The sequence below is a fragment of the Mycobacterium marseillense genome (genome assembly GCF_010731675.1).
Classification (GTDB): domain Bacteria; phylum Actinomycetota; class Actinomycetes; order Mycobacteriales; family Mycobacteriaceae; genus Mycobacterium; species Mycobacterium marseillense.
The window spans coordinates 2106968-2126920 of record NZ_AP022584.1 but is presented as its reverse complement, the minus strand read 5'-3'; the positions used below and the strand labels follow the sequence as shown (position 1 = coordinate 2126920).

General features: G+C 69.1%; 19 protein-coding genes. 14 read left to right on the top strand and 5 right to left on the bottom strand.

Annotation, left to right across the window (positions count from 1 at the left end):
- Positions 1-12: 12 nt before the first annotated feature.
- A complete protein-coding gene (locus G6N26_RS09435; RefSeq protein WP_067176421.1) occupies positions 13-762 on the bottom strand; it encodes an enoyl-CoA hydratase in 750 nt (249 codons plus the stop codon).
- Between the two features lie 124 nt (positions 763-886).
- Between G6N26_RS09435 and G6N26_RS09430 the strand changes: the two genes are divergently transcribed.
- The gene (locus G6N26_RS09430) at positions 887-1156 is read left to right on the top strand and encodes a DUF2277 family protein (RefSeq protein WP_067176424.1); all 270 of its coding nucleotides are present in this window, start codon (positions 887-889) and stop codon (positions 1154-1156) included.
- Entirely contained in the window at positions 1153-1725 is a 573-nt protein-coding gene (locus G6N26_RS09425; protein WP_083017432.1) for a DUF1802 family protein, read from the top strand. Before G6N26_RS09430 ends, G6N26_RS09425 begins: the two co-directional genes overlap by 4 nt.
- Here G6N26_RS09425 and G6N26_RS09420 read toward each other — a convergent pair.
- On the bottom strand, positions 1684-3414 hold the full coding sequence (locus G6N26_RS09420; protein WP_083017430.1) for a CocE/NonD family hydrolase: 1731 nt from the start codon (positions 3412-3414) through the stop codon (positions 1684-1686). The two genes, G6N26_RS09425 and G6N26_RS09420, sit on opposite strands and share 42 nt — an antisense overlap.
- Before the next feature lies 1 nt (position 3415).
- Positions 3416-4006, bottom strand: coding sequence for a DUF3558 domain-containing protein (locus G6N26_RS09415; RefSeq protein WP_083017427.1), 591 nt, complete (start codon positions 4004-4006; stop codon positions 3416-3418).
- A gap of 147 nt (positions 4007-4153) precedes the next feature.
- Here G6N26_RS09415 and G6N26_RS09410 point away from each other — a divergent pair, with 147 nt between their 5' ends.
- The 5 genes from G6N26_RS09410 to G6N26_RS09390 all read left to right on the top strand — a co-directional run bounded on the left by G6N26_RS09410 (position 4154) and on the right by G6N26_RS09390 (position 9369).
- Complete coding sequence (locus G6N26_RS09410; RefSeq protein WP_083017424.1) at positions 4154-5131, top strand: metallophosphoesterase family protein; 978 nt, start codon at positions 4154-4156, stop codon at positions 5129-5131.
- Positions 5128-5811 carry a 4'-phosphopantetheinyl transferase PptT gene (pptT, locus tag G6N26_RS09405; RefSeq protein ID WP_083017422.1) on the top strand — a complete coding sequence of 228 codons (684 nt, stop codon included), beginning with the start codon at positions 5128-5130 and terminating at the stop codon, positions 5809-5811. The genes G6N26_RS09410 and pptT overlap by 4 nt, the downstream gene beginning before the upstream one ends.
- A complete protein-coding gene (truB, locus tag G6N26_RS09400) occupies positions 5808-6713 on the top strand; it encodes a tRNA pseudouridine(55) synthase TruB (RefSeq protein WP_083017420.1) in 906 nt (301 codons plus the stop codon). Before pptT ends, truB begins: the two co-directional genes overlap by 4 nt.
- A 195-nt stretch (positions 6714-6908) precedes the next feature.
- Positions 6909-8099, top strand: a complete 1191-nt coding sequence (locus G6N26_RS09395; protein WP_179960358.1) for a lipid-transfer protein — start codon at positions 6909-6911, stop codon at positions 8097-8099.
- 7 nt (positions 8100-8106) lie between these two features.
- Entirely contained in the window at positions 8107-9369 is a 1263-nt protein-coding gene (locus G6N26_RS09390) for an acyl-CoA dehydrogenase family protein (protein WP_083017417.1), read from the top strand.
- 71 nt (positions 9370-9440) lie between these two features.
- Here the strand turns inward: G6N26_RS09390 and mntR are convergent, their stop codons facing one another.
- Positions 9441-10133 carry a manganese-binding transcriptional regulator MntR gene (gene mntR / locus G6N26_RS09385; protein WP_067176449.1) on the bottom strand — a complete coding sequence of 231 codons (693 nt, stop codon included), beginning with the start codon at positions 10131-10133 and terminating at the stop codon, positions 9441-9443.
- Between the two features lie 113 nt (positions 10134-10246).
- Between mntR and G6N26_RS09380 the strand changes: the two genes are divergently transcribed.
- The 5 genes from G6N26_RS09380 (at position 10247) to G6N26_RS09360 (ending at position 16734) form a co-directional block, all read left to right on the top strand.
- Complete coding sequence (locus tag G6N26_RS09380) at positions 10247-11221, top strand: bifunctional riboflavin kinase/FAD synthetase (RefSeq protein WP_083017415.1); 975 nt, start codon at positions 10247-10249, stop codon at positions 11219-11221.
- 156 nt (positions 11222-11377) lie between these two features.
- Positions 11378-11647: a 30S ribosomal protein S15 gene (rpsO, locus tag G6N26_RS09375; RefSeq protein WP_066950523.1), complete on the top strand. Its 270-nt coding sequence runs from the start codon at positions 11378-11380 to the stop codon at positions 11645-11647.
- A 388-nt stretch (positions 11648-12035) separates the two neighbouring features.
- Positions 12036-14294 carry a polyribonucleotide nucleotidyltransferase gene (locus tag G6N26_RS09370; protein ID WP_163648761.1) on the top strand — a complete coding sequence of 753 codons (2259 nt, stop codon included), beginning with the start codon at positions 12036-12038 and terminating at the stop codon, positions 14292-14294.
- Entirely contained in the window at positions 14281-15648 is a 1368-nt protein-coding gene (locus G6N26_RS09365) for a M16 family metallopeptidase (RefSeq protein WP_083017451.1), read from the top strand. The genes G6N26_RS09370 and G6N26_RS09365 overlap by 14 nt, the downstream gene beginning before the upstream one ends.
- A 60-nt stretch (positions 15649-15708) precedes the next feature.
- Complete coding sequence (locus tag G6N26_RS09360) at positions 15709-16734, top strand: nitronate monooxygenase (protein ID WP_083017411.1); 1026 nt, start codon at positions 15709-15711, stop codon at positions 16732-16734.
- A gap of 4 nt (positions 16735-16738) precedes the next feature.
- Here G6N26_RS09360 and ald read toward each other — a convergent pair whose 3' ends face one another.
- The gene (ald, locus tag G6N26_RS09355) at positions 16739-17854 is read right to left on the bottom strand and encodes an alanine dehydrogenase (protein WP_083017449.1); all 1116 of its coding nucleotides are present in this window, start codon (positions 17852-17854) and stop codon (positions 16739-16741) included.
- A 113-nt stretch (positions 17855-17967) separates the two neighbouring features.
- Here ald and G6N26_RS09350 point away from each other — a divergent pair, with 113 nt between their 5' ends.
- Positions 17968-18429, top strand: a complete 462-nt coding sequence (locus tag G6N26_RS09350; RefSeq protein WP_067176463.1) for an SRPBCC family protein — start codon at positions 17968-17970, stop codon at positions 18427-18429.
- Between the two features lie 24 nt (positions 18430-18453).
- Complete coding sequence (locus G6N26_RS09345) at positions 18454-19917, top strand: flavin-containing monooxygenase (protein ID WP_083017408.1); 1464 nt, start codon at positions 18454-18456, stop codon at positions 19915-19917.
- Positions 19918-19953: the final 36 nt, after the last annotated feature.

Below are 19953 nucleotides of genomic sequence, written 5' to 3'. Positions count from 1 at the left end.
GGACCGCCCCGGTCAGCGGACCTGAGCCCGCCCGCGCTGCAGCACGGCCTCGCGGTTGGCGGCGATGTCGGCGCCGCTGGTCCGAAATTGTCGGGCGGCCATCGCCTCCTGCCAGAGCCCCGCGCCGGTCTGCGCGTCGTCGATGCGGTGGTAGGACGCCAGCAGCGCCCGCACCGCCTCCTGGTTGTTCCCGACGATCGACGCCGCGACCTGGCGGGCCGCGCCCAACAGCTGCTCGTGGGGGACCACCTCGGTCACCAGGCCCGCGCGCAGCGCGTCGGCGGCCGACAGATAGTCGCCGGTCATACTCATCCGCCGGGCCAGGCCGATGCCCACCTTCTGCGGGAGCCGCACGCTCAACCCCCAGGTGGGCAGCAGGCCCACCCGGGCATGCGTGTCGGCGAAGCGGGCGTTCTCCGAGGCGACCAGGATGTCGCAGTACAGCGCCAGCTCCAACCCGCCGGTCACCGCGGCGCCGTTGATCGCGCCGATCACCGGCTTGGTCATCGCCGGCCACCGCGGCGAGATGTCCGGGAGCGCCGAAGAACCGCCGAGCTCCTTGAGATCGAGTCCCGCGCAGAACACCGGGTCGGCGCCGGTGACGATGACGACGTCGACGCCGTCGTCGGTTTCGGCGTCGGCCAGCGCCCCGAAGAAGCGGTCCCGCAGCGCCGAAGACAGCGCGTTGCGCGATTGGGGACGGTTCAGGGTCAGGGTGCGGACCCGTTCCTCGGTATCGATCAGCAGGATCTCGTCGGTCATGAATGCAACCGTAGAGATAGCCCCGCGAGCGGACGCAAAGGCCCCACGACACGCCGGTCAGGAGGTGCTTTGGTGTCTGCTCGTGAGGTGGAGAGCGCCGCGCGCAGCGCTTATCGTGGGCATCATGTGCCGGAACATCACCGAACTGCGCGGTCTACAGCCGGCGGCCACCGCCGAGGAGATCGCGGCGGCGGCCCGCCAGTACGTGCGCAAGGTCAGCGGCATCACCCACCCGTCGGCCGTCAACGCCGAGGCCTTCGAGGAGGCGGTCGCGGCGGTGACCGAGACAACGGCGCGGCTGCTCGCGGGGCTGGCTCCGCGCCGTCAGCCGCCCAAGACGGTGCCGCCGTTGCGCCGGCCCGAGGTGGTGGCCCGGTTGGCCGGTGCGCCATGACGGTGACCGCCACGATGCCCGCGCTCAAGGAGTGGAGCGCCGCCGTGCACGCCCTGCTCGACGGCCGCCAGCGGGTACTGCTGCGCAAGGGCGGCATCGGCGAGAAGCGCTTCGAACTGGCCGCCCGCGAATTCCTGTTGTTCCCGACGGTCGCGCACAGCCACGCCGAGCGGGTGCGCGCCGAACATCAAGACCTGCTCGAACCCGCCGCCACCGACAGCACCGACGACGAGCTGGTGATCCGCGCCGCGGCGAAAGTCGTTGCGGCAGTGCCGGTTAACCGGTCAGAAGGCCTTGCCGGCATCGCGGACCTGCACATCTGGACGCCCGAGTCGGTGCGCACCGACCGGCTGGACTTTCGCCCCAAGCACAAACTGGCCGTACTGGTGGTGTCGGTGACTCCGTTGGCCGAGCCGGTGCGCATCGTCCGGACCCCCGAATACGCCGGCTGCAAGAGCTGGGTGGAGCTGCCGGTGCACGGACCGTTGGCGGCGCCGGTCCGCGACCCCGTTCATGGCAAAGCCGCGCTAGACGCGGTCGCCGCCCGTGTCCGCGCCGCCGTTGGCTGACAACTCGGCCGGGCCGACGGGCAACACCAGCCGGGAGCGCCCGTAGCGCACGCTGTGGGTCACGGGGGTGGCGCGCCGGGCGGTCAGCACCGGTTCGTCGCCGCCCAGGTTGTGCGCGTAGCGCGGGGACCAACTGCCGGCGATCAGCACCCGGATGCGTGAGCCGGCGCGGAAGCGGTGGGCGATGCCGTCGAGCTCGAGACGAACGACCTTCTCCGACTTCGTCTTCGCGGCGGCGGGCAACCGTCGGTAGGCCTCGCTGACGTTGCGCGACCGGCCCTTGGGATCGACCTCGCTCACCCGCACGAACAGGTCGACGTGCGGATTGTCGGCGCCGTGCGCGAGCTCGACGACCGGGGTGCCGTAGGCGTACACGTCCTCGGTGAGGGCGGCGCTGGTGAACGCCAGCACGTCGTCCCGCGACGCGAGCCGGCTGTCGTCGCGGTAGCCGCCGTTGGCGGACAGCAGCGGGCCGCCGATGGTGGGTGTCGGAGCGGCCGGGTCATACCGAAATGTCGCCGGGGACAGCCCTTTCAGCGTCGGCGCGGTCTCGCCCAGGTAGCCGCCGGGCCGCAGATACAGCGCGCGCTCAGTGGTGGCGGGCGGCCACTCGGGCAGGCTGCGCCAGGCCTGGCCCCGGTCGACGCCCGTGACGTAGACCCGGACCGGGCTGGGTCGGCGCGCGGCGGGGACGTCGCCCAGGTGGATGTCGAGCCAATTCAGCGACTCCTGAACGCAGGTGGCCAGCCCGGTGGTGAGCAGGTGGGTGTGCGTCCAGGGGCCGACGGTGAGCGCGACGTCGATCCCGCGGCCATGCAGATGCGCGTACTGCTGCAGCGTCTGCCGGATGAAGATGTCCTGCCAGCCGCCGATGAGCAGCACGGGCACCTGCACGCGGTCCAGCGCCTCGTTGCAGCGCAAGGCATTCCAGAAGGGATCGTCGGGATCGCTGTGTTCGACCCAGGATTCGAACCACGGCGCCCCCGTGCCGAGCAGGGCCCGTGCGGCATCGCCCAGCGGTGCCTCGGCGGCGGCTTGCGCCACCTTGCGGCGGGTCTGCAACTGGCGCAGCGCGGACCGGGCGCGCAGCGGGTCCTCCTGATGCGCCACCATGTCGCTCCAGCCCAGGAAGTCGTTGACCGCGAAAGCGCCTGTACCCCAAACTGATTCGTTGAAATCGTGCGGACCCACCGCGATCACCGCGGTGGCCAGTTCCGGCGGGGGGTCCTGCAGCAGCGCCCACTGGGTGAATCCCAGGTACGACATGCCGATAGTGGCGAAGTGGCCGGTGAACCATGGCTGCTCACGCAGCCACGCGACGGTATCGGCGCCGTCGGCGATCTCGTCGGCCATCGGCTCGAAAACCCCGCCCGATCCGAACGTCCCGCGCACGCTCTGCAGCACCACGTGGTAGCCGCGCGCCGCGTACAGCGCGCCGAATATCTGGGTGAACGGAAAACCGCGTCCGTAGGGGCCGCGGACCAGCAAGGTGCCGACGGCCGTGGAGGTGGCGGGCGCGTAATGGTCGGCCACCAACGCGACCCCGTCGCGCATCGGCACGCGCACGCGCTCCACGGTGTATTCGGTGGTCGCCGGCGGCAGGCCCAGCAATCGGCCGAGGGCCTTGCCGCCCAGGTGTTTCAGGGTATGCAGGGCCGGCTGGGCGGGTCGGATCGAGGTGATGCTCACCCTAGAACTTGTAGTACGGGGCGAGGTCGTTGGCGCGCTGCAGGTTGGTCTGCATGCAGTCGACCTCGGGGTCGGAGTAGACGGTCGAGTAGTACAGCGCCTGCTGCAGCACCCCGTAGCTGGTCTTGAACACGACCATGCAGGAGTAGAACCAGTAGCTGTTGTGATAGGTCGGCTTGAGCACCCAGTACTGCGCGGCGCGGTGACCCGCGATCGTCGTCTCGACGGCGTCGGCGGGCAGCGAGGCCTCGTAGGTGCGCCAGATGATCGGCTCGACGGCCACCTGATAGTTGCCGGCGTCGAAGTGGCACCGCAGGCCGTCCTCGTGTTCGGGCGGTGTGAATCCCAGCCCGAGCCGCTGGACGACGTCGAACGGGATGTCCTCGCACGCGTCGAACGGGCGCGGATCGGTGGTCGCCACGATCGGGCTCTTCATCGTGGTTTCCATCGGCTGGGCGGTCGAGCGCAGCTCGACGGAGCGGTCGTCGCCGCCTTGCATGGCAGGGGAACCGGACAGCAAGCCCACCGTGCCCCCGATGGCCGCTGTGAGCAGCGCACCGAGCGCCCCCATCAGACGAACATTGGCGAACACGACACCCCCTGACGCCGCAGCGGTCCTTTCGGGGGAGTGTACAAGTCGCGCGCTCGAGGTCACAGGCAAACCTGAACTTGTTCTAGTTCACCCGCTGACCGGGCGCGAAAGGGGACCGCCGGGTTCGGGTCGTTAGGGTGGTTATTCGTGGCTGGGCAGAGATCGGGGCAGGACTCGACCAACGGTGGGCAACCGACGCTGTGGGCGGTGTCCGACCTGCACACCGGTCACCTCGGCAACAAGCCGGTCACCGAATCGCTGCATCCCTCGTCGCCGGAGGACTGGCTGATCGTCGCCGGCGACGTCGCCGAGCGCACCGACGAGATCCGGTGGGCCCTTGACCTGCTGCGACGCCGGTTCGCTAAGGTGATCTGGGTGCCGGGCAACCACGAGCTGTGGACCACTACCCGCGACCCCGTGCAGATCTTCGGCAAGGCGCGCTATGACTACCTGGTCAACATGTGCGACGAGATGGGTGTGGTCACGCCCGAGCATCCGTTCCCGGTCTGGACCGAGCGCGGCGGCCCGGCCACGATCGTGCCGATGTTCCTGCTCTACGACTACAGCTTCTTGCCTGAGGGGGCCACGAGCAAAGCCGAGGGCCTGACCATCGCACGGGACCGCAACGTGGTGGCCACCGACGAGTTCCTGCTCTCCTCGGAGCCGTACCCCACCCGCGAGGCGTGGTGCCGCGAGCGCCTGGAGATCACCCGGCGGCGGCTCGAAGAGCTGGACTGGATGACGCCGACCGTTCTGGTGAACCATTTTCCGTTGGTCCGCGATCCCTGCGACGCGCTGTTCTACCCGGAGTTCTCGCTGTGGTGCGGCACCACCAAGACCGCCGACTGGCACACCCGCTACAACGCCGTCTGTTCGGTCTACGGGCACCTGCACATCCCGCGCACCACGTGGTATGACGACGTGCGCTTCGAGGAGGTGTCGGTGGGCTATCCGCGGGAGTGGCGGCGCCGCAAGCCGCCCAGCTGGCTGCGGCAGGTGCTGCCGGATCCGCAGTACGCGCCGGGCGACCTCAACGACTTCGGCGGCCACTTCGAAATCACCCCCGAGATGCGGCAGCAGGCCACGCAGTTCCGGGAACGGTTGCGGCAGCGGCAATCACGATGACGGGGGAGCACACGCTGGTGTCCTCCGTGCTGCCGGCCTCTGAGGGTCTGGCCTCCTCGGAGGTGTATTCCGATCCGCCCGATCTCGCGCCGCTGCCCGAAGAGGAGCCGTTGATCGCGAGGTCAGTGGCCAAGCGGCGCAACGAGTTCATCACCGTGCGGCACTGCGCGCGCATCGCGCTGGGCGAGCTCGGCCTGCCGCCCGTGCCAATCCTCAAGGGGGAGAAGGGCGAACCCTGCTGGCCCGACGGCGTGGTCGGCAGCCTGACCCATTGCACGGGCTACCGCGGCGCGGTGGTGGGCCGCACGGACGCGCTGCGTTCGGTAGGCATCGACGCCGAACCGCACGACGTGTTGCCCGACGGCGTGCTCAACGCGATCAGCGTGCCCGCCGAACGCGCCGAGATCCCCGCCAGACTGTCGGGGGATCTGCATTGGGATCGAATCCTGTTCTGCGCCAAGGAGGCAACGTACAAGGCGTGGTTTCCGCTGACCAAGCGGTGGCTGGGCTTCGAGGACGCTCACATCACGTTCGAGTCCGACGGCCCCGGCGCGACGACGGGCAGTTTCGTCTCGCGGATCCTGATCGATCCGGCGGCGCTGTCCGGTCCACCGCTGACGGAGCTGGCGGGCCGCTGGTCGGTCGAGCGCGGGCTGGTGCTCACCGCCATCGTCCTATGAGCGGTCCGGGCATCGTCGTCGTCGACAAGCCGCCGGCGATGACCAGCCATGACGTGGTGGGCCGCTGCCGCCGGATCTTTTCCACCCGCCGGGTGGGGCACGCGGGGACCTTGGACCCGATGGCGACCGGGGTGCTGGTGATCGGTGTCGAGCGCGCCACCAAGATCCTCGGCCTGCTGACCGCGGCCACCAAGTCCTACACGGCCACCATCCGCCTGGGGCAGAGCACGTCGACCGACGACGCCGAGGGCGAACCGCTGCACAGCGTCCCGGCCGGGCACCTGGTCGGCGAGGCGATCGAGACCGCCGTGGGCGGGCTGCGCGGTGACATCGCACAGGTGCCGTCGACCGTCAGCGCCATCAAGGTGGGCGGCAAACGCGCCTACCGCCTGGCCCGCGAGGGCCGGGCGGTCGAGCTCGAGGCCCGCCCGGTGCGCATCGACCGCTTCGACGTGCGCGACGTCCGTCCCCGGCCGCAGGGCCTAGACGTCGTCGACGTCGACGTCGAGGTCGACTGCTCGTCGGGAACCTACATTCGCGCGCTGGCCCGCGATCTGGGCGCCGCGCTGGGGGTGGGCGGGCACCTGACGGCGTTGCGGCGTACCCGCGTCGGCCGCTTCGGGCTGGATCAGGCGTATCCGCTCGACGAGCTCGCGGAGCGGCCGCGGCTGAGCTACACCCTCGACGAGGCCTGCCTGCTGATCTTCCCGCGCCGCGACCTGTCCGCCGCGGAGGCCGAGGCCGCCGGCAACGGCCGGTCCCTGCCGCCGGCCGGCATCGACGGCGTCTACGCCGCGTGCGGCCCCGACGGCCGGGTGATGGCGCTGCTGCGCGACGAGGGCGCGGGGACGAAGTCGGTCGTTGTTGTCCGCCCGGCGACGATGCAGTCCGGAACGGACTGAGGAGGAGTCGGGCCATCGAATCCCGCCCGGCGACGATGCAGTCCGGAACGGACTGAGGAGGAGTCGGGCCATCGAATCCCGCCCGGCGATGCTCTAGCGGGTCCCGGCCGAGCGGTTGGTTGGGCTACGTTGCACACTGAGTGTCTGGGCGGCATACGGAAGGGGACAAAGATGTCCAGCAAGATGTCCAGCAAGATGTCTAACAAGGTTTACGTCGTCGGCGTCGGCATGACGAAGTTCGAGAAGCCCGGTCGCCGCGAGGGCTGGGACTACCCGGACATGGCGCGCGAATCGGGAACCAACGCCCTGAAGGACGCCGGCATCGCCTACCACGAGGTGCAGCAGGGCTACGTCGGCTACGTCGCCGGGGATTCGACGTCCGGGCAGCGCGCGCTCTACGAGCTCGGCATGACCGGGATCCCGGTGGTCAACGTCAACAACAACTGCTCCACCGGCTCCACGGCGCTTTTCCTGGCCGCCCAGGCCATCCGCGGCGGCATCGTCGACTGCGCGATCGCGCTGGGTTTCGAGAAGATGCAGCCCGGTTCGCTGGGCGGCGGCGCTCAGGACCGCGAATCGCCGATGGGCAAGCACGTCAAGGCGATGGCCGAGATCGACGAGTTCGCGATGCCCGTCGCGCCGTGGATGTTCGGCGCCGCCGGCCGCGAGCACATGAAGCAATACGGCTCGACCGCAGAGCATTTCGCCAAGATCGGCTACAAGAATCACAAGCACTCGGTGAACAACCCGTTCGCCCAGTTCCAGGAGTCCTACACGCTCGAGGACATCCTGGCGGCGCGGATGATCTCCGACCCGCTGACCAAGCTGCAGTGTTCGCCGACCTCCGACGGATCGGGCGCGGCGATTTTGGCCTCGGAAAGTTTCGTCGACAGCCACGGGCTGGCGGGCCAGGCCGTGGAGATCGTCGGCCAGGCGATGACCACCGACTTCGCCTCGACGTTCGACGGAAGCGCGAAGAACCTCATCGGCTACGACATGAATGTCCAAGCCGCGCAACAGGTCTACGACCAGTCCGGGCTGGGTCCGCAAGACTTCCAGGTCATCGAGCTGCACGACTGCTTCTCGGCCAACGAGCTGCTGCTCTACGAAGCGCTGGGCCTGTGCGGACCGGGTGAGGCGCCCAAGCTGATCGACAACCACGACACCACCTACGGCGGTCGCTGGGTGGTCAACCCATCGGGCGGCCTGATCTCCAAGGGGCACCCGCTGGGCGCGACCGGGCTGGCGCAGTGCGCGGAACTGACCTGGCAGCTGCGCGGGACCGCCGACAAGCGACAGGTCGAGGGCGTCACCGCCGCACTGCAACACAACATCGGCTTGGGTGGCGCCGCCGTCGTCACCGCCTACCAGCGCGCCGAACGCTAAGGGCGCCATGATCGAGTGGTCCGACACCGACCTGATGGTCCGGGATGCCGTTCGGCAGTTCGTCGACAAAGAGATCCGCCCGCATCTCGACGAATTGGAAAGCGGCGCAATGTCGCCCTACCCGATCGCGCGCAAGCTGTTCAGCCAGTTCGGGCTGGACGCGATGGCCGCCGAGTCGGTCAAGAAGATGCTCGACCGGGAGCGGGCCAAGCTCGACGGGGCGCCGGCGGCCGAGAAGTCCGACGAAAAGCCGGACGACGCAGGCGGTTTCGGCGGCGGCGCCCAGGGATCGATGATCGCGGTGCTGGTGTCCGAGATCGCCCGGGTCAGCATCGGGTTGCTCAGCACCGCGTCGGTGAGCCTCGGGCTGGGCGCGGCGACCATCATGAGCCGCGGCACCCTGGCCCAGAAGGAACGCTGGCTGCCCGAGCTGATGACGCTGGAAAAGATTGCGGCGTGGGCCATCACCGAGCCGGACTCGGGTTCGGACGCGTTCGGCGGCATGAAGACCTACGTCAAACGCGACGGTGAGGATTACATCCTCAATGGGCAGAAGACGTTCATCACCAACGGGCCCTGCGCCGACGTCCTGGTGGTGTACGCCAAGCTCGACGAGGGCGACGCGAGTGTGGACAAGCGCAACCGCCCGGTGCTGGTGTTCGTGCTCGACGCGGGCATGGAAGGCCTGACGCAGGGCAAGCCGTTCAAAAAGATGGGCATGATGTCCTCGCCGACCGGCGAGCTGTTCTTCGACAACGTGCGGTTGAGCCCGGATCGGCTGCTCGGCGAGAGCGAACAGCACACCGACGGCGACGGCCGCGACAGTGCCCGCGCCAACTTCGCCGCCGAGCGGATCGGGATCGCGATGATGGCGCTGGGCATCATCGACGAATGCCACCGGCTGTGTGTGGATTACGCGAAGAGCCGCACGCTGTGGGGCAAGAACATCGGCCAGTTCCAGCTGATCCAGCTCAAGCTGGCCAAGATGGAAATCGCGCGAATGAACGTGCAGAACATGGTCTTTCACACCATCGAGCGCCAGCAGTCCGGTAAACCGCTGACGCTGGCCGAGGCGTCGGCGATCAAGCTGTACTCGTCGGAGGCGGCGACCGAGGTGGCGATGGAGGCCGTGCAACTGTTCGGCGGCAACGGATACATGGCCGAGTACCGGGTGGAGCAGCTCGCCCGCGACGCCAAGTCGCTGATGATCTACGCCGGCAGCAACGAGGTGCAGGTCACCCACATCGCCAAGGGATTACTGGCCGACTGAGCTTCGCGAGGGTAATCGCACTGCGAAAATCGTCGCCGATAATCGCAGCCACGTTACGTTCGCGGACAGAGCTAGGCCGTCACCCAGATCGCCCGCGCGGCCGGGCTGCCCAGGTCGACGGTCGTCTCGTCGCCATCGCCGGATTCGATCGCCACCGAGATCATGCCGGCGAATTCGCGGCGCGTCAGGACCCGCAGCCGGGAGTCGAGGTTGATGCCGACGTCGGTGAAATAGCGCAGCATCTCGGGGTCGGCGTCGGAGATGCGGGCCACCGTCCCGGCGTCCCCGTCGCCGCACGCCCACAGCTGGCGCGCCGGTGGGGTGGGCACCTGGCCGTCGGAGGCCGGGATCGGGTCTCCGTGCGGGTCGCGCTGCGGGAACCCCAGCTTGGCGTCGATGCGGGCCACCAGGCGATCCGACACCGCGTGCTCGAGCACCTCGGCCTCGTCGTGCACCTCGTCCCAGGCGTAGCCGAGCTCGTTGACCAGGAAGGTCTCCAGCAGCCGGTGCCGGCGCACCATCTCGAGCGCCGCCCGCCGCCCCGCCTCGGTCAGGGTCACCGCGCCGTACTTCTCGTGGTCGACGAGGCCCTGCTCGGCCAGTTTGCGGATCGACTCCGAGGCCGTGCTGGCCGACACCCCGATCTTCTCGGCCAGCATCTTCGTGCTGACCTTGTCCAGCGACCACTCCTGGGCGTTCCAGATCGCCTTGAGGTAGTCCTGGCCGACCGCGGTGAGACCGCCACGCTCTTCGTCAGCCCTCACAACGACAAAGTTTAGGCAACCCAATCCGGATCCGGCGTGTTCCCCGCCACCCTCGCGGGTGTCGGGCCCTCTGGATCTCCCGGCCGGGCACTCGGCGCCGTAGGCTTGCGGTCGTGCAGCGGTGGCGCGGCCAAGACGAGATTCCCACGGACTGGGGCAGGTGTGTGCTCACCATCGGCGTGTTCGATGGTGTGCATCGCGGCCACGCCGAACTGATCGCTCATGCGGTGAAGGCGGGGCGCGCGCGCAACGTGCCGACGGTGTTGATGACCTTCGACCCGCACCCGATGGAAGTGGTCTATCCCGGCAGCCATCCGGCGCAGCTGACGACGCTGACGCGCCGCGCCGAGCTGGCCGAGGAGCTGGGCATCGACGTCTTTCTGGTGATGCCGTTCACCACCGATTTCATGAAACTCACGCCGGACCGCTACGTGCACGAACTGCTCGTCGAGAACCTGCATGTGGTCGAGGTCGTCGTGGGGGAGAACTTCACCTTCGGCAAGAAGGCGACCGGCAATGTCGAGACCCTGCGGCGCGCCGGCGATCGATTCGGGTTCGCCGTGGAGTCGATGTCGCTGCTCTCCGAGCACCACAGCAACGAGACCGTCACGTTCTCGTCCACCTACATCCGATCCTGCGTGGACGCCGGTGACGTGGTGGCGGCCACCGAGGCCCTGGGCCGCCCGCACCGGGTCGAGGGCGTGGTGGTGCGCGGTCACGGCCGCGGCGCCGAACTGGGCTTCCCGACCGCGAACGTGGCGCCGCCGATGTATTCGGCCATCCCGGCCGACGGCGTGTACGCCGCGTGGTTCACCGTCCTGGGCCACGGCCCCGTGACCGGCACCGTCGTCCCGGGCGAGCGCTACCAGGCGGCCGTCTCCGTGGGCACCAACCCGACCTTCTCCGGCCGCACCCGCACCGTCGAGGCGTTCGTCCTGGACACCGACGCCGATTTGTACGGGCAGCACGTGGCGCTGGATTTCGTCGGCCGCATCCGCGGGCAGCACAAGTTCGACTCCACCGAGGAACTCGTCGTCGCGATGGGCAAGGACACCGACCGGGCCCGGGCCCTGCTGTCCGCGGGGTAATGCGCGGCGAGTGACCGCGGCCAGCGGGAGCCTCGGCGTTTGCGCCCCGCGGTCGCGCCGCTGCTAAACTGCCGGACGACATCGGCGCGTGCTGCGGTTCGCGGTGGCCGCGCCCGAAACATTCACCCTTCGCGGACCGATTGATGGAGATAGTTCGTGGCGCTGACAGCCGAGCAGAAAAAAGAAATCCTGGGCACCTACGGCCTGCATGACACCGACACCGGTTCCCCGGAGGCCCAGGTCGCGCTGCTGACCAAGCGGATCGCAGACCTGACCGAGCACCTCAAGGTGCACAAGCACGACCACCACTCGCGGCGCGGCTTGCTGCTGCTGGTCGGCCGCCGCCGCCGGCTGCTGAAGTACGTCGCGCAGATCGACGTGGCGCGCTACCGCTCGCTGGTCGAACGCCTCGGCCTGCGTCGCTGACGCCGCCGACGCCGGGGCGATAACCCCCGCCCGGTCCCGCGCGATGCTGGCCTGGCGGGGCCGCCAGTGTAGAGTGAGGACGTTCTGGGCCGGTTCGGCCCGAGCAAACGGTGCGGTCACGCAGATCCGCGTGTGCCGTTCCAGCGTGTCACTACGCACCTTCGAGGGAGCAGCCCAGTCTGCATCGGGCGGTCTTCGGTAGTGGCTGCCGGGCTCTCCGGATCTGGGGCTTCTCGGCCGCTTCGATCGATGGCCGTAGCCGTATTCAGACTGGCTCTTCGGGATAGCTCCCAGGGTGACTCGCAGGCCCGAACGGGTCCTGCGGACCCTCTCCAGGTTGCGCGTGACGACGCGAAACAGCCGAATAAGAGAGGCCGTACGGACGTCTATGTCTGTCGCTGAAATTGAAGAGGGCGTGTTCGAGGCGACCGCCACCATCGACAACGGGAGCTTCGGCACCCGCACCATCCGTTTCGAGACCGGCCGGTTGGCCCAACAGGCCGCCGGTGCCGTCGTCGCGTACCTGGATGACGAAAACATGCTGTTGTCGGCGACCACCGCCAGCAAGAGCCCCAAGGAGCACTTCGACTTCTTCCCGCTGACCGTCGATGTCGAGGAGCGGATGTATGCCGCCGGTCGCATCCCCGGTTCCTTCTTCCGTCGCGAGGGCCGTCCCTCCACCGACGCGATCCTGACCTGCCGGCTCATCGACCGGCCGCTGCGCCCGTCATTCGTGTCCGGGCTGCGCAACGAAATCCAGGTCGTGGTCACGGTCATGAGCCTGGACCCCAACGACCTGTACGACGTGCTGGCGATCAACGCCGCGTCGGCCTCCACCCAGCTGAGCGGGCTGCCGTTCTCGGGTCCGATCGGGGGCGTGCGGGTCGCGCTCATCGACGGCCAGTGGGTGGCGTTCCCGACCGTCGAGCAGCTGGAGCGGGCCGTGTTCGACATGGTGGTGGCCGGCCGCAAGGTTGACGGCTCGGATGGTCCCGATGTCGCGATCATGATGGTCGAGGCCGAGGCCACCGATAAGGTCATCGAGCTCGTCGAGGGCGGCGCCCAGGCACCGACGGAAACCGTTGTGGCCGAAGGGCTTGAGGCCGCCAAGCCGTTCATCGCGGTGCTGTGCACCGCGCAGGAGGAGCTGGCGGGGGCCGCGGCCAAGCCCGTCGGTGAGTTCCCGACGTTCCCGGATTATCAGGAAGACGTCTACTACTCGGTGGCCTCGGTGGCCACCGACGAGCTGGCCAAGGCGCTGACGATCGGCGGCAAGGCCGAGCGCGACGCGCGCACCGACGAGCTCAAGGCCGAGGTGCTGCAGCGGCTTGCCGACACCTACGAGGGCCGCGAGAAAGAGGTCAGCGCCGCGTTCCGCTCGCTGACCAAGAAGTTGGTGCGCCAGCGCATCCTGACCGACCACTTCCGCATCGACGGCCGCGGCATCACCGACATCCGCGCGCTGAGCGCCGAGGTCGCCGTCGTCCCCCGTGCGCACGGCAGCGCGCTGTTCCAGCGCGGTGAGACCCAGATCCTGGGCGTGACCACGCTCGACATGGTCAAGATGGCCCAGCAGATCGACTCGCTGGGGCCAGAAACCTCGAAGCGCTACATGCACCACTACAACTTCCCGCCGTACTCCACCGGCGAGACCGGCCGCGTGGGCTCGCCCAAGCGGCGCGAGATCGGGCACGGCGCACTCGCCGAGCGGGCCCTGATCCCGGTGCTGCCCGGGGTCGAGGAATTCCCGTACGCCATCCGCCAGGTCTCCGAGGCGCTGGGCTCCAACGGCTCCACGTCGATGGGGTCGGTCTGTGCGTCCACCCTGTCGCTGCTGAATGCCGGTGTGCCGCTGAAGGCGCCGGTGGCCGGCATCGCGATGGGCCTGGTCTCCGACGATGTCGAGATCGACGGCAAGACCGAGCGCCGGTTCGTCACGCTGACCGACATCCTGGGCGCCGAGGACGCGTTCGGCGACATGGACTTCAAGTGCGCCGGCACCAAGGACTTCGTCACCGCGCTGCAGCTGGACACCAAGCTCGACGGCATCCCGTCGCAGGTCCTGGCGGGTGCGTTGGGCCAGGCCAAAGATGCGCGCCTGACGATCCTCGAGGTCATGGCCGAGGCCATCGACGCGCCCGACGAGATGAGCCCGTACGCCCCGCGGGTCACCACCATCAAGGTTCCGGTGGACAAGATCGGTGAGGTCATCGGCCCCAAGGGCAAGGTCATCAACGGCATCACCGAGGAGACCGGCGCGCAGATCTCCATCGAGGACGACGGCACCGTGTTCGTCGGCGCCACCGACGGGCCCTCGGCGCAGGCCGCGATCGACCGGATCAATGCCATCGCGAACCCGCAGCTGCCGACGGTCGGGGAGCGTTTCCTCGGAACCGTGGTCAAGACAACGGATTTCGGTGCGTTCGTCTCGCTGCTGCCCGGCCGCGACGGCCTGGTGCACATCTCCAAGCTCGGCAAGGGCAAGCGCATCGCGAAGGTCGAGGACGTGGTGAACGTCGGCGACAAGCTGCGCGTCGAAATCGCCGACATCGACAAGCGCGGCAAGATCTCGCTGGTCTTGGTGGAGGAAGACAACTCGGCGCCCGCCGATGCCCCGGCGGCCACCCCTGCCGATGCCGCGAGCTGATTCCCGAAAGCGCGCAGCTGACCCCGCGCTGCGGCGGGGCAACCACCCGGTCGCGGCGGACCCCGAACCGCAAGCCGCACTGAGGCGCACCACGCTGCCCGGCGGCTTGCGGGTGGTCACCGAGTACCTCCCGGCGGTCCGGTCCGCCTCGGTCGGGGTGTGGGTCGGGGTCGGCTCGCGTGACGAGGGTGCCACCGTCGCCGGCGCGGCCCACTTCCTCGAGCACCTGCTGTTCAAGTCGACCCCCAGCCGCACTGCGGTGGATATCGCCCAGGCGATGGACGCCGTCGGCGGGGAGCTGAACGCGTTCACCGCCAAGGAACACACCTGCTACTACGCGCACGTGCTCGACAGCGACCTGGCGCTGGCCGTCGACCTGGTCGCCGACGTGGTGCTCAACGGCCGCTGCGCCGCCGAGGACGTCGAACTGGAACGCGACGTCGTCCTCGAGGAGATTGCGATGCGCGACGACGACCCCGAGGACGCCCTCGGGGACATGTTTTTGGCGGCGCTGTTCGGTGACCACCCGGTGGGCCGGCCCGTCATCGGCACCGCGCAGTCGGTGACGTCCATGACGCGCGGCCAGCTGCACTCGTTTCACGTCCGGCGCTACACGCCCGAACGCATGGTGGTGGCGGTGGCCGGCAACGTCGACCACGACGAGGTGGTCGCGCTGGTGCGCAAGCACTTCGGCCCGCACCTGGTCCGCGGCCGCGAACCCATCGCGCCGCGCAAGGGGGCCGGGCGGGTCAGCGGCAGCCCCGGGTTGATGCTGGGTAACCGAGACGCCGAGCAGACGCACGTGTCGCTGGGTGTGCGCACGCCCGGCCGCGGCTGGCAGCACCGCTGGGCGCTGTCGGTGTTGAACACCGCGCTGGGCGGCGGCCTGAGCTCCCGGCTGTTCCAAGAAGTCCGGGAGCTGCGCGGGCTGGCCTACTCGGTCTATTCGACGGTGGACATCTTCGCCGACAGCGGCGCTCTGTCGGTGTACGCGGCCTGCCAGCCCGAACGCTTCGCCGAGGTCATGGATGTGACCAGTACGGTCCTCGATGCGGTGGCCCGCGACGGCCTCACCGAGTCGGAATGCCGCATCGCCAAGGGCTCGCTGCGCGGCGGCCTGGTGCTGGGGCTGGAAGATTCGGGCTCGCGGATGAGCCGCCTGGGCCGCAGCGAGCTCAACTACGGCAAGCACCGCAGTATCGAGCACACCCTGCAGCAGATCGACCAGGTGACCGTCGAGGAGGTCAACGCCGTCGCCCGCCGGCTGCTCGGGCAGCGCTACGGCGCCGCGGTCCTGGGCCCGTATGCGGCCAAACGGTCACTGCCCCAACAACTTCGGGCGATGGTAACGTAGCTCAAATGTCCGCCTCCTCACTCGCGCCGTGCCGGCGCTCGCCGTCGACGGACTAGCCAAATGGTACTGGGCTTTTGGGACATCGCAGTGCCCATCGTGGGCGCCCCGATGGCCGGCGGGCCCGGGACTCCTGCGCTGGCCGCGGCGGTGTCCAACGCCGGTGGGCTTGGTTTCGTCGCCGGCGGGTACCTCGATGCCGAGCAGTTCGCCGACGACATCGCCGCGGCGCGCAAGGCCACCACCGGCCCGCTGGGGGTGAATCTGTTTGTGCCCCAGCCCAGTGTCGCCGACTGGGTGGCCCTGGACTACTACGCGGCCGAACTCGAAGAGATCGCCGACCACTACCAGGTGGAAGTCGGTCACCCGCATTACGGCGACGACGACGGGTGGGAGCAGAAGCTCGAGGTGGTGGCCGACGTCCGCCCCGAGCTGGTGTCCTTCACGTTCGGCGTCCCGCCGCCCGACGTGATTCGGCGCCTCGGCGCGCTGGGCCTGCTGGTGATGGTCACGGTGACGTCGGCGTACGAGGCCGGGGTGGCCGTCGCGGCAGGCGCGGACAGCCTGGTGGTCCAGGGGCCCGCGGCGGGCGGGCATCGCGGCACGTTCGCGCCCGACATGGAGCCCGCCAACGAGTCGCTGCATCAGCTCATCGACCGCGTCCGCAACGCCCATGACGTCCCGATCATCGCCGCCGGCGGGCTGGGCACAGCCGACGAGATCGGGGCCGCCCTGCGCAGGGGAGCGGTGGCCGCGCAGGTCGGCACCGCGCTGCTGCTCGCCGACGAGGCCGGCACCAACCCCGCCCACCGCACCGCCCTGAAGAACCCGCTGTTCGCGACCACCGTTGTGACACGGGCATTTTCGGGCCGGTATGCGCGCGGCCTGGAAAACGACTTCACCCGCATGCTCGACCACGTGGCGCCGCTGGGCTACCCCGAGGTCAACCAGATGACATCGCCCATCCGGGAAGCCGCCGCGGCCCTCGAGGACCCGAACGGGATACCGCTGTGGGCCGGGTCGGCCTTCAAGCACGCCAGCGCCGGCCCGGCGGCCGACATCATCGCCGGCCTCGCGGCCACCGATTAGCCGATCAGCCGAGCAGCGCGGCCGGGTCCGTGAACGGCAGGCCGAGATCGACGGCCACCTGACCGGACAGCAGCGCGCCGTCGTGCGTCGAAAGTCCTTTGGCCAAAGCGTGATCCGCGCGGCACGCGGCGCGCCAGCCGCGGTCGGCGAGCGCGAGCACATAGGGCATGGTCGCATTCGTGAGCGCCACCGTCGACGTCTTGGGCACCGCGCTGGGCATGTTGGCCACGCAGTAGAACAGGGTGTCGTGCACGGCGAAGGTCGGGTCGTCGTGGGTGGTCGGCCGCGAGTCCTCGAAGCAGCCCCCCTGATCGATGGAGATGTCCACCAGCACGGCGCCCGGTTTCATCTGCGCGACAAGGGAATTCGAGACCAGGCGGGGGGCCTTTGCGCCGGGGAGCAGCACGGCCCCGATGACCAGGTCGGCCCGCTTGACGGTGCCCTCCAAGTCGTAGGCCGACGAATACCGGGTGCGCACCTGCCCGCCGAACTCGGCGTCGAGCAGCCGGAGCTTGTTGATGTTCACGTCGAGCACCGAGACCATCGCGCCCATGCCGTTCGCGACGCGGGCCGCGTTGTAGCCGGCCGTGCCCGCCCCGATCACCACGACGTCGGCCGGCTTGACGCCGGGCACGCCGCCCATCAGCACGCCGCGCCCGCCGTGGGTGCGCATCAGGTGATAAGCCCCCACCTGAGCGGACAGCCGGCCGGCCACCTCGCTCATCGGCGCGAGCAACGGCAGTGTGCCGTCGGCGGTTTGGACGGTCTCGTAGGCGATCGATGTTGTTCCGGAGGCCAACAACGCGTCGGTGCACGCGCGCGACGCGGCCAGATGCAGGTAGGTGAACAGAATCTGGTTGCGCCGCAACAGCTCATACTCGGCCGGCACGGGTTCTTTGACCTTGAGCAGCAGGTCGGCCTCGACCCAAACCTGTTCGGCCGTATCCGCGAGCTGGGCGCCCGCCGCCTTGAACTCGGCGTCGGTGATCGACGATCCCTCGCCGGCGCCCGACTGGACGAGCACATCGTGTCCGCGACCGACCAACTCGGCGACACCGGCGGGGGTGATGGCCACGCGAAACTCGTTCGTCTTAATCTCGGTCGGTACGCCGACTCGCATGATCGCCCCTCGTTCGCCCATTCATTCAATTGTGAAGCCCCTTCAAGTGTGAAGAAAGTTCGGAGGGGCCGCAATCGATGTGAATCGCCTCGCCCGCTGGCTATGATCGGCGCATGACCGACCCGTGCGTTTCGGCCACCATGCGAATCGATGCCCGCCCCGACGTGGTGTACCGCCTCATCACCGACCTGCCCACCCTGGCCTCGCTCGCCGAGGAGGCGGTGGCGATGGAATGGCGCAAGGGCGACGCCGTGAGCCCGGGCGCGGTCTTCACCGGCCACAACGAGAGCGGCCGCCGGCGCTGGAGCACCAAATGCACCGTCACCGACGCCGACCCGGGCCGCCGCTTCGCCTTCGACGTGACCCACACCGTCCTTCCGATCGCCCGCTGGCAGTACGACATCGTCGCGGCCGACGGCGGATGCGAGGTCACCGAGAGCACCTGGGACCGCAGGCCCGGGTGGTTCCGCAAGGTCGCCGGCAAGGCCACCGGCGTCAGCGATCGGGTGGCCGCCAACACCGAGCACATCCGGCTCACCCTGCAGCGCCTCAAACAGCGCGCCGAAACCGAGTAGCCGACCGGCCGCGGGAGTTCTGCCATGACGCGACGCGATCCCGCCGTAGCCGTCGTCGGGGCCGGCATGTCCGGGCTGTGCGTCGCAATCGCGTTGCTGCGCAGCGGTATTACCGATGTGGCCATCTTCGAGAAGGCCGACGAGGTGGGTGGCACCTGGCGCGACAACACCTACCCGGGCCTCACCTGCGACATACCGTCGCGGGTCTACCAGTACACGTTCGCCACCAACCCGAACTGGACGCACCTGTTCTCGCCCGGCCGCGAAATCCAGGACTACTTCCGCGCAATCGCGGACCGCTTCGGTCTGCGGGACCGCATCCGGTTCGGCACCGAAATCACCGACGCCCGTTTCGAGAACGGCCGCTGGTCGTTGCGCACCGCCACCGGGGGCGAGCACGCCGCGGACTTCCTCATCACCGCCACCGGCGTCTTGCATCATCCCCGGATGCCGTCGATTGCCGGCCTCAACGACTTCGGCGGCCACGTCTTTCACTCGGCGCGTTGGGACCATTCGGTCGAGCTGCGCGGCCGCCGGATCGCGATCGTCGGCAACGGGTCGACGGGCGTGCAACTCGTGTGCGGCCTGGCCGGCGTGGCCGGTCGAGTCATGTTGTTCCAGCGCACGGCCCAGTGGGTGCTCAAGCTGCCCAACCCCCGCTACACGCGGTTCACCGGCCTGTCCCGGAACCGATTTCCGTGGCTGGATCGGATGGCGTACCGCGGCTACAGCGTGGTCTTCGACCTCTTCGCGGTGGGGCTGACCAAGCCCGGTGCACGCCGCAAGATCATGGCGGCGCTATGCCGTGCCAGCCTCCGCGAGGTCCGCGATCCCGGCCTGCGCCGGGCCTTGACGCCCGACTACACGCCGATGTGCAAACGGCTGGTGATGTCGAGCGGCTTCTACCGTGCCATGCAGCGCGACGACGTCGACCTGGTCACCGCCGGCATCGACCATGTGGAGCGGCGCGGCATCGTGACCGACGACGGCGTCCTGCACGACGTCGACGTCATCGTGCTCGCCACCGGATTCGACACCCACGCCTTCTTCCGGCCGATGCGGCTGACCGGCCGCGACGGCATCGCCGCCGACGACGTGTGGCGCGACGGGCCGCGGGCCTATCAGACCGTGGCGATGCCGGGCTTCCCCAACTTCTTCATGATGCTGGGGCCGCACAGCCCGGTCGGCAACCTGGCGCTGACGACCGTCGCCGAATCGCAGGCCGAGCACATCCTGGGCTGGATCCAGCGTTGGCGCCGAGGGGAATTCGACACCGTCGAGCCGACGCCGTCGGCTACCGACAGCTACAACGCGGGGCTGCGCGCCGCGATGCCGAACACCGTGTGGACCACCGGCTGTGACAGCTGGTACCTCAACAAGGACGGCGTGCCCGAGGTGTGGCCCTTCACACCGGCTGCGCATCGCGCGATGCTGGCCGACACCGATCCGCGACAGTACGACCTGCGCCGGAGCGCGCCCACGCCCTGAGCACACCCGCGCACAAAACCCGGTACCGCCGGTTTC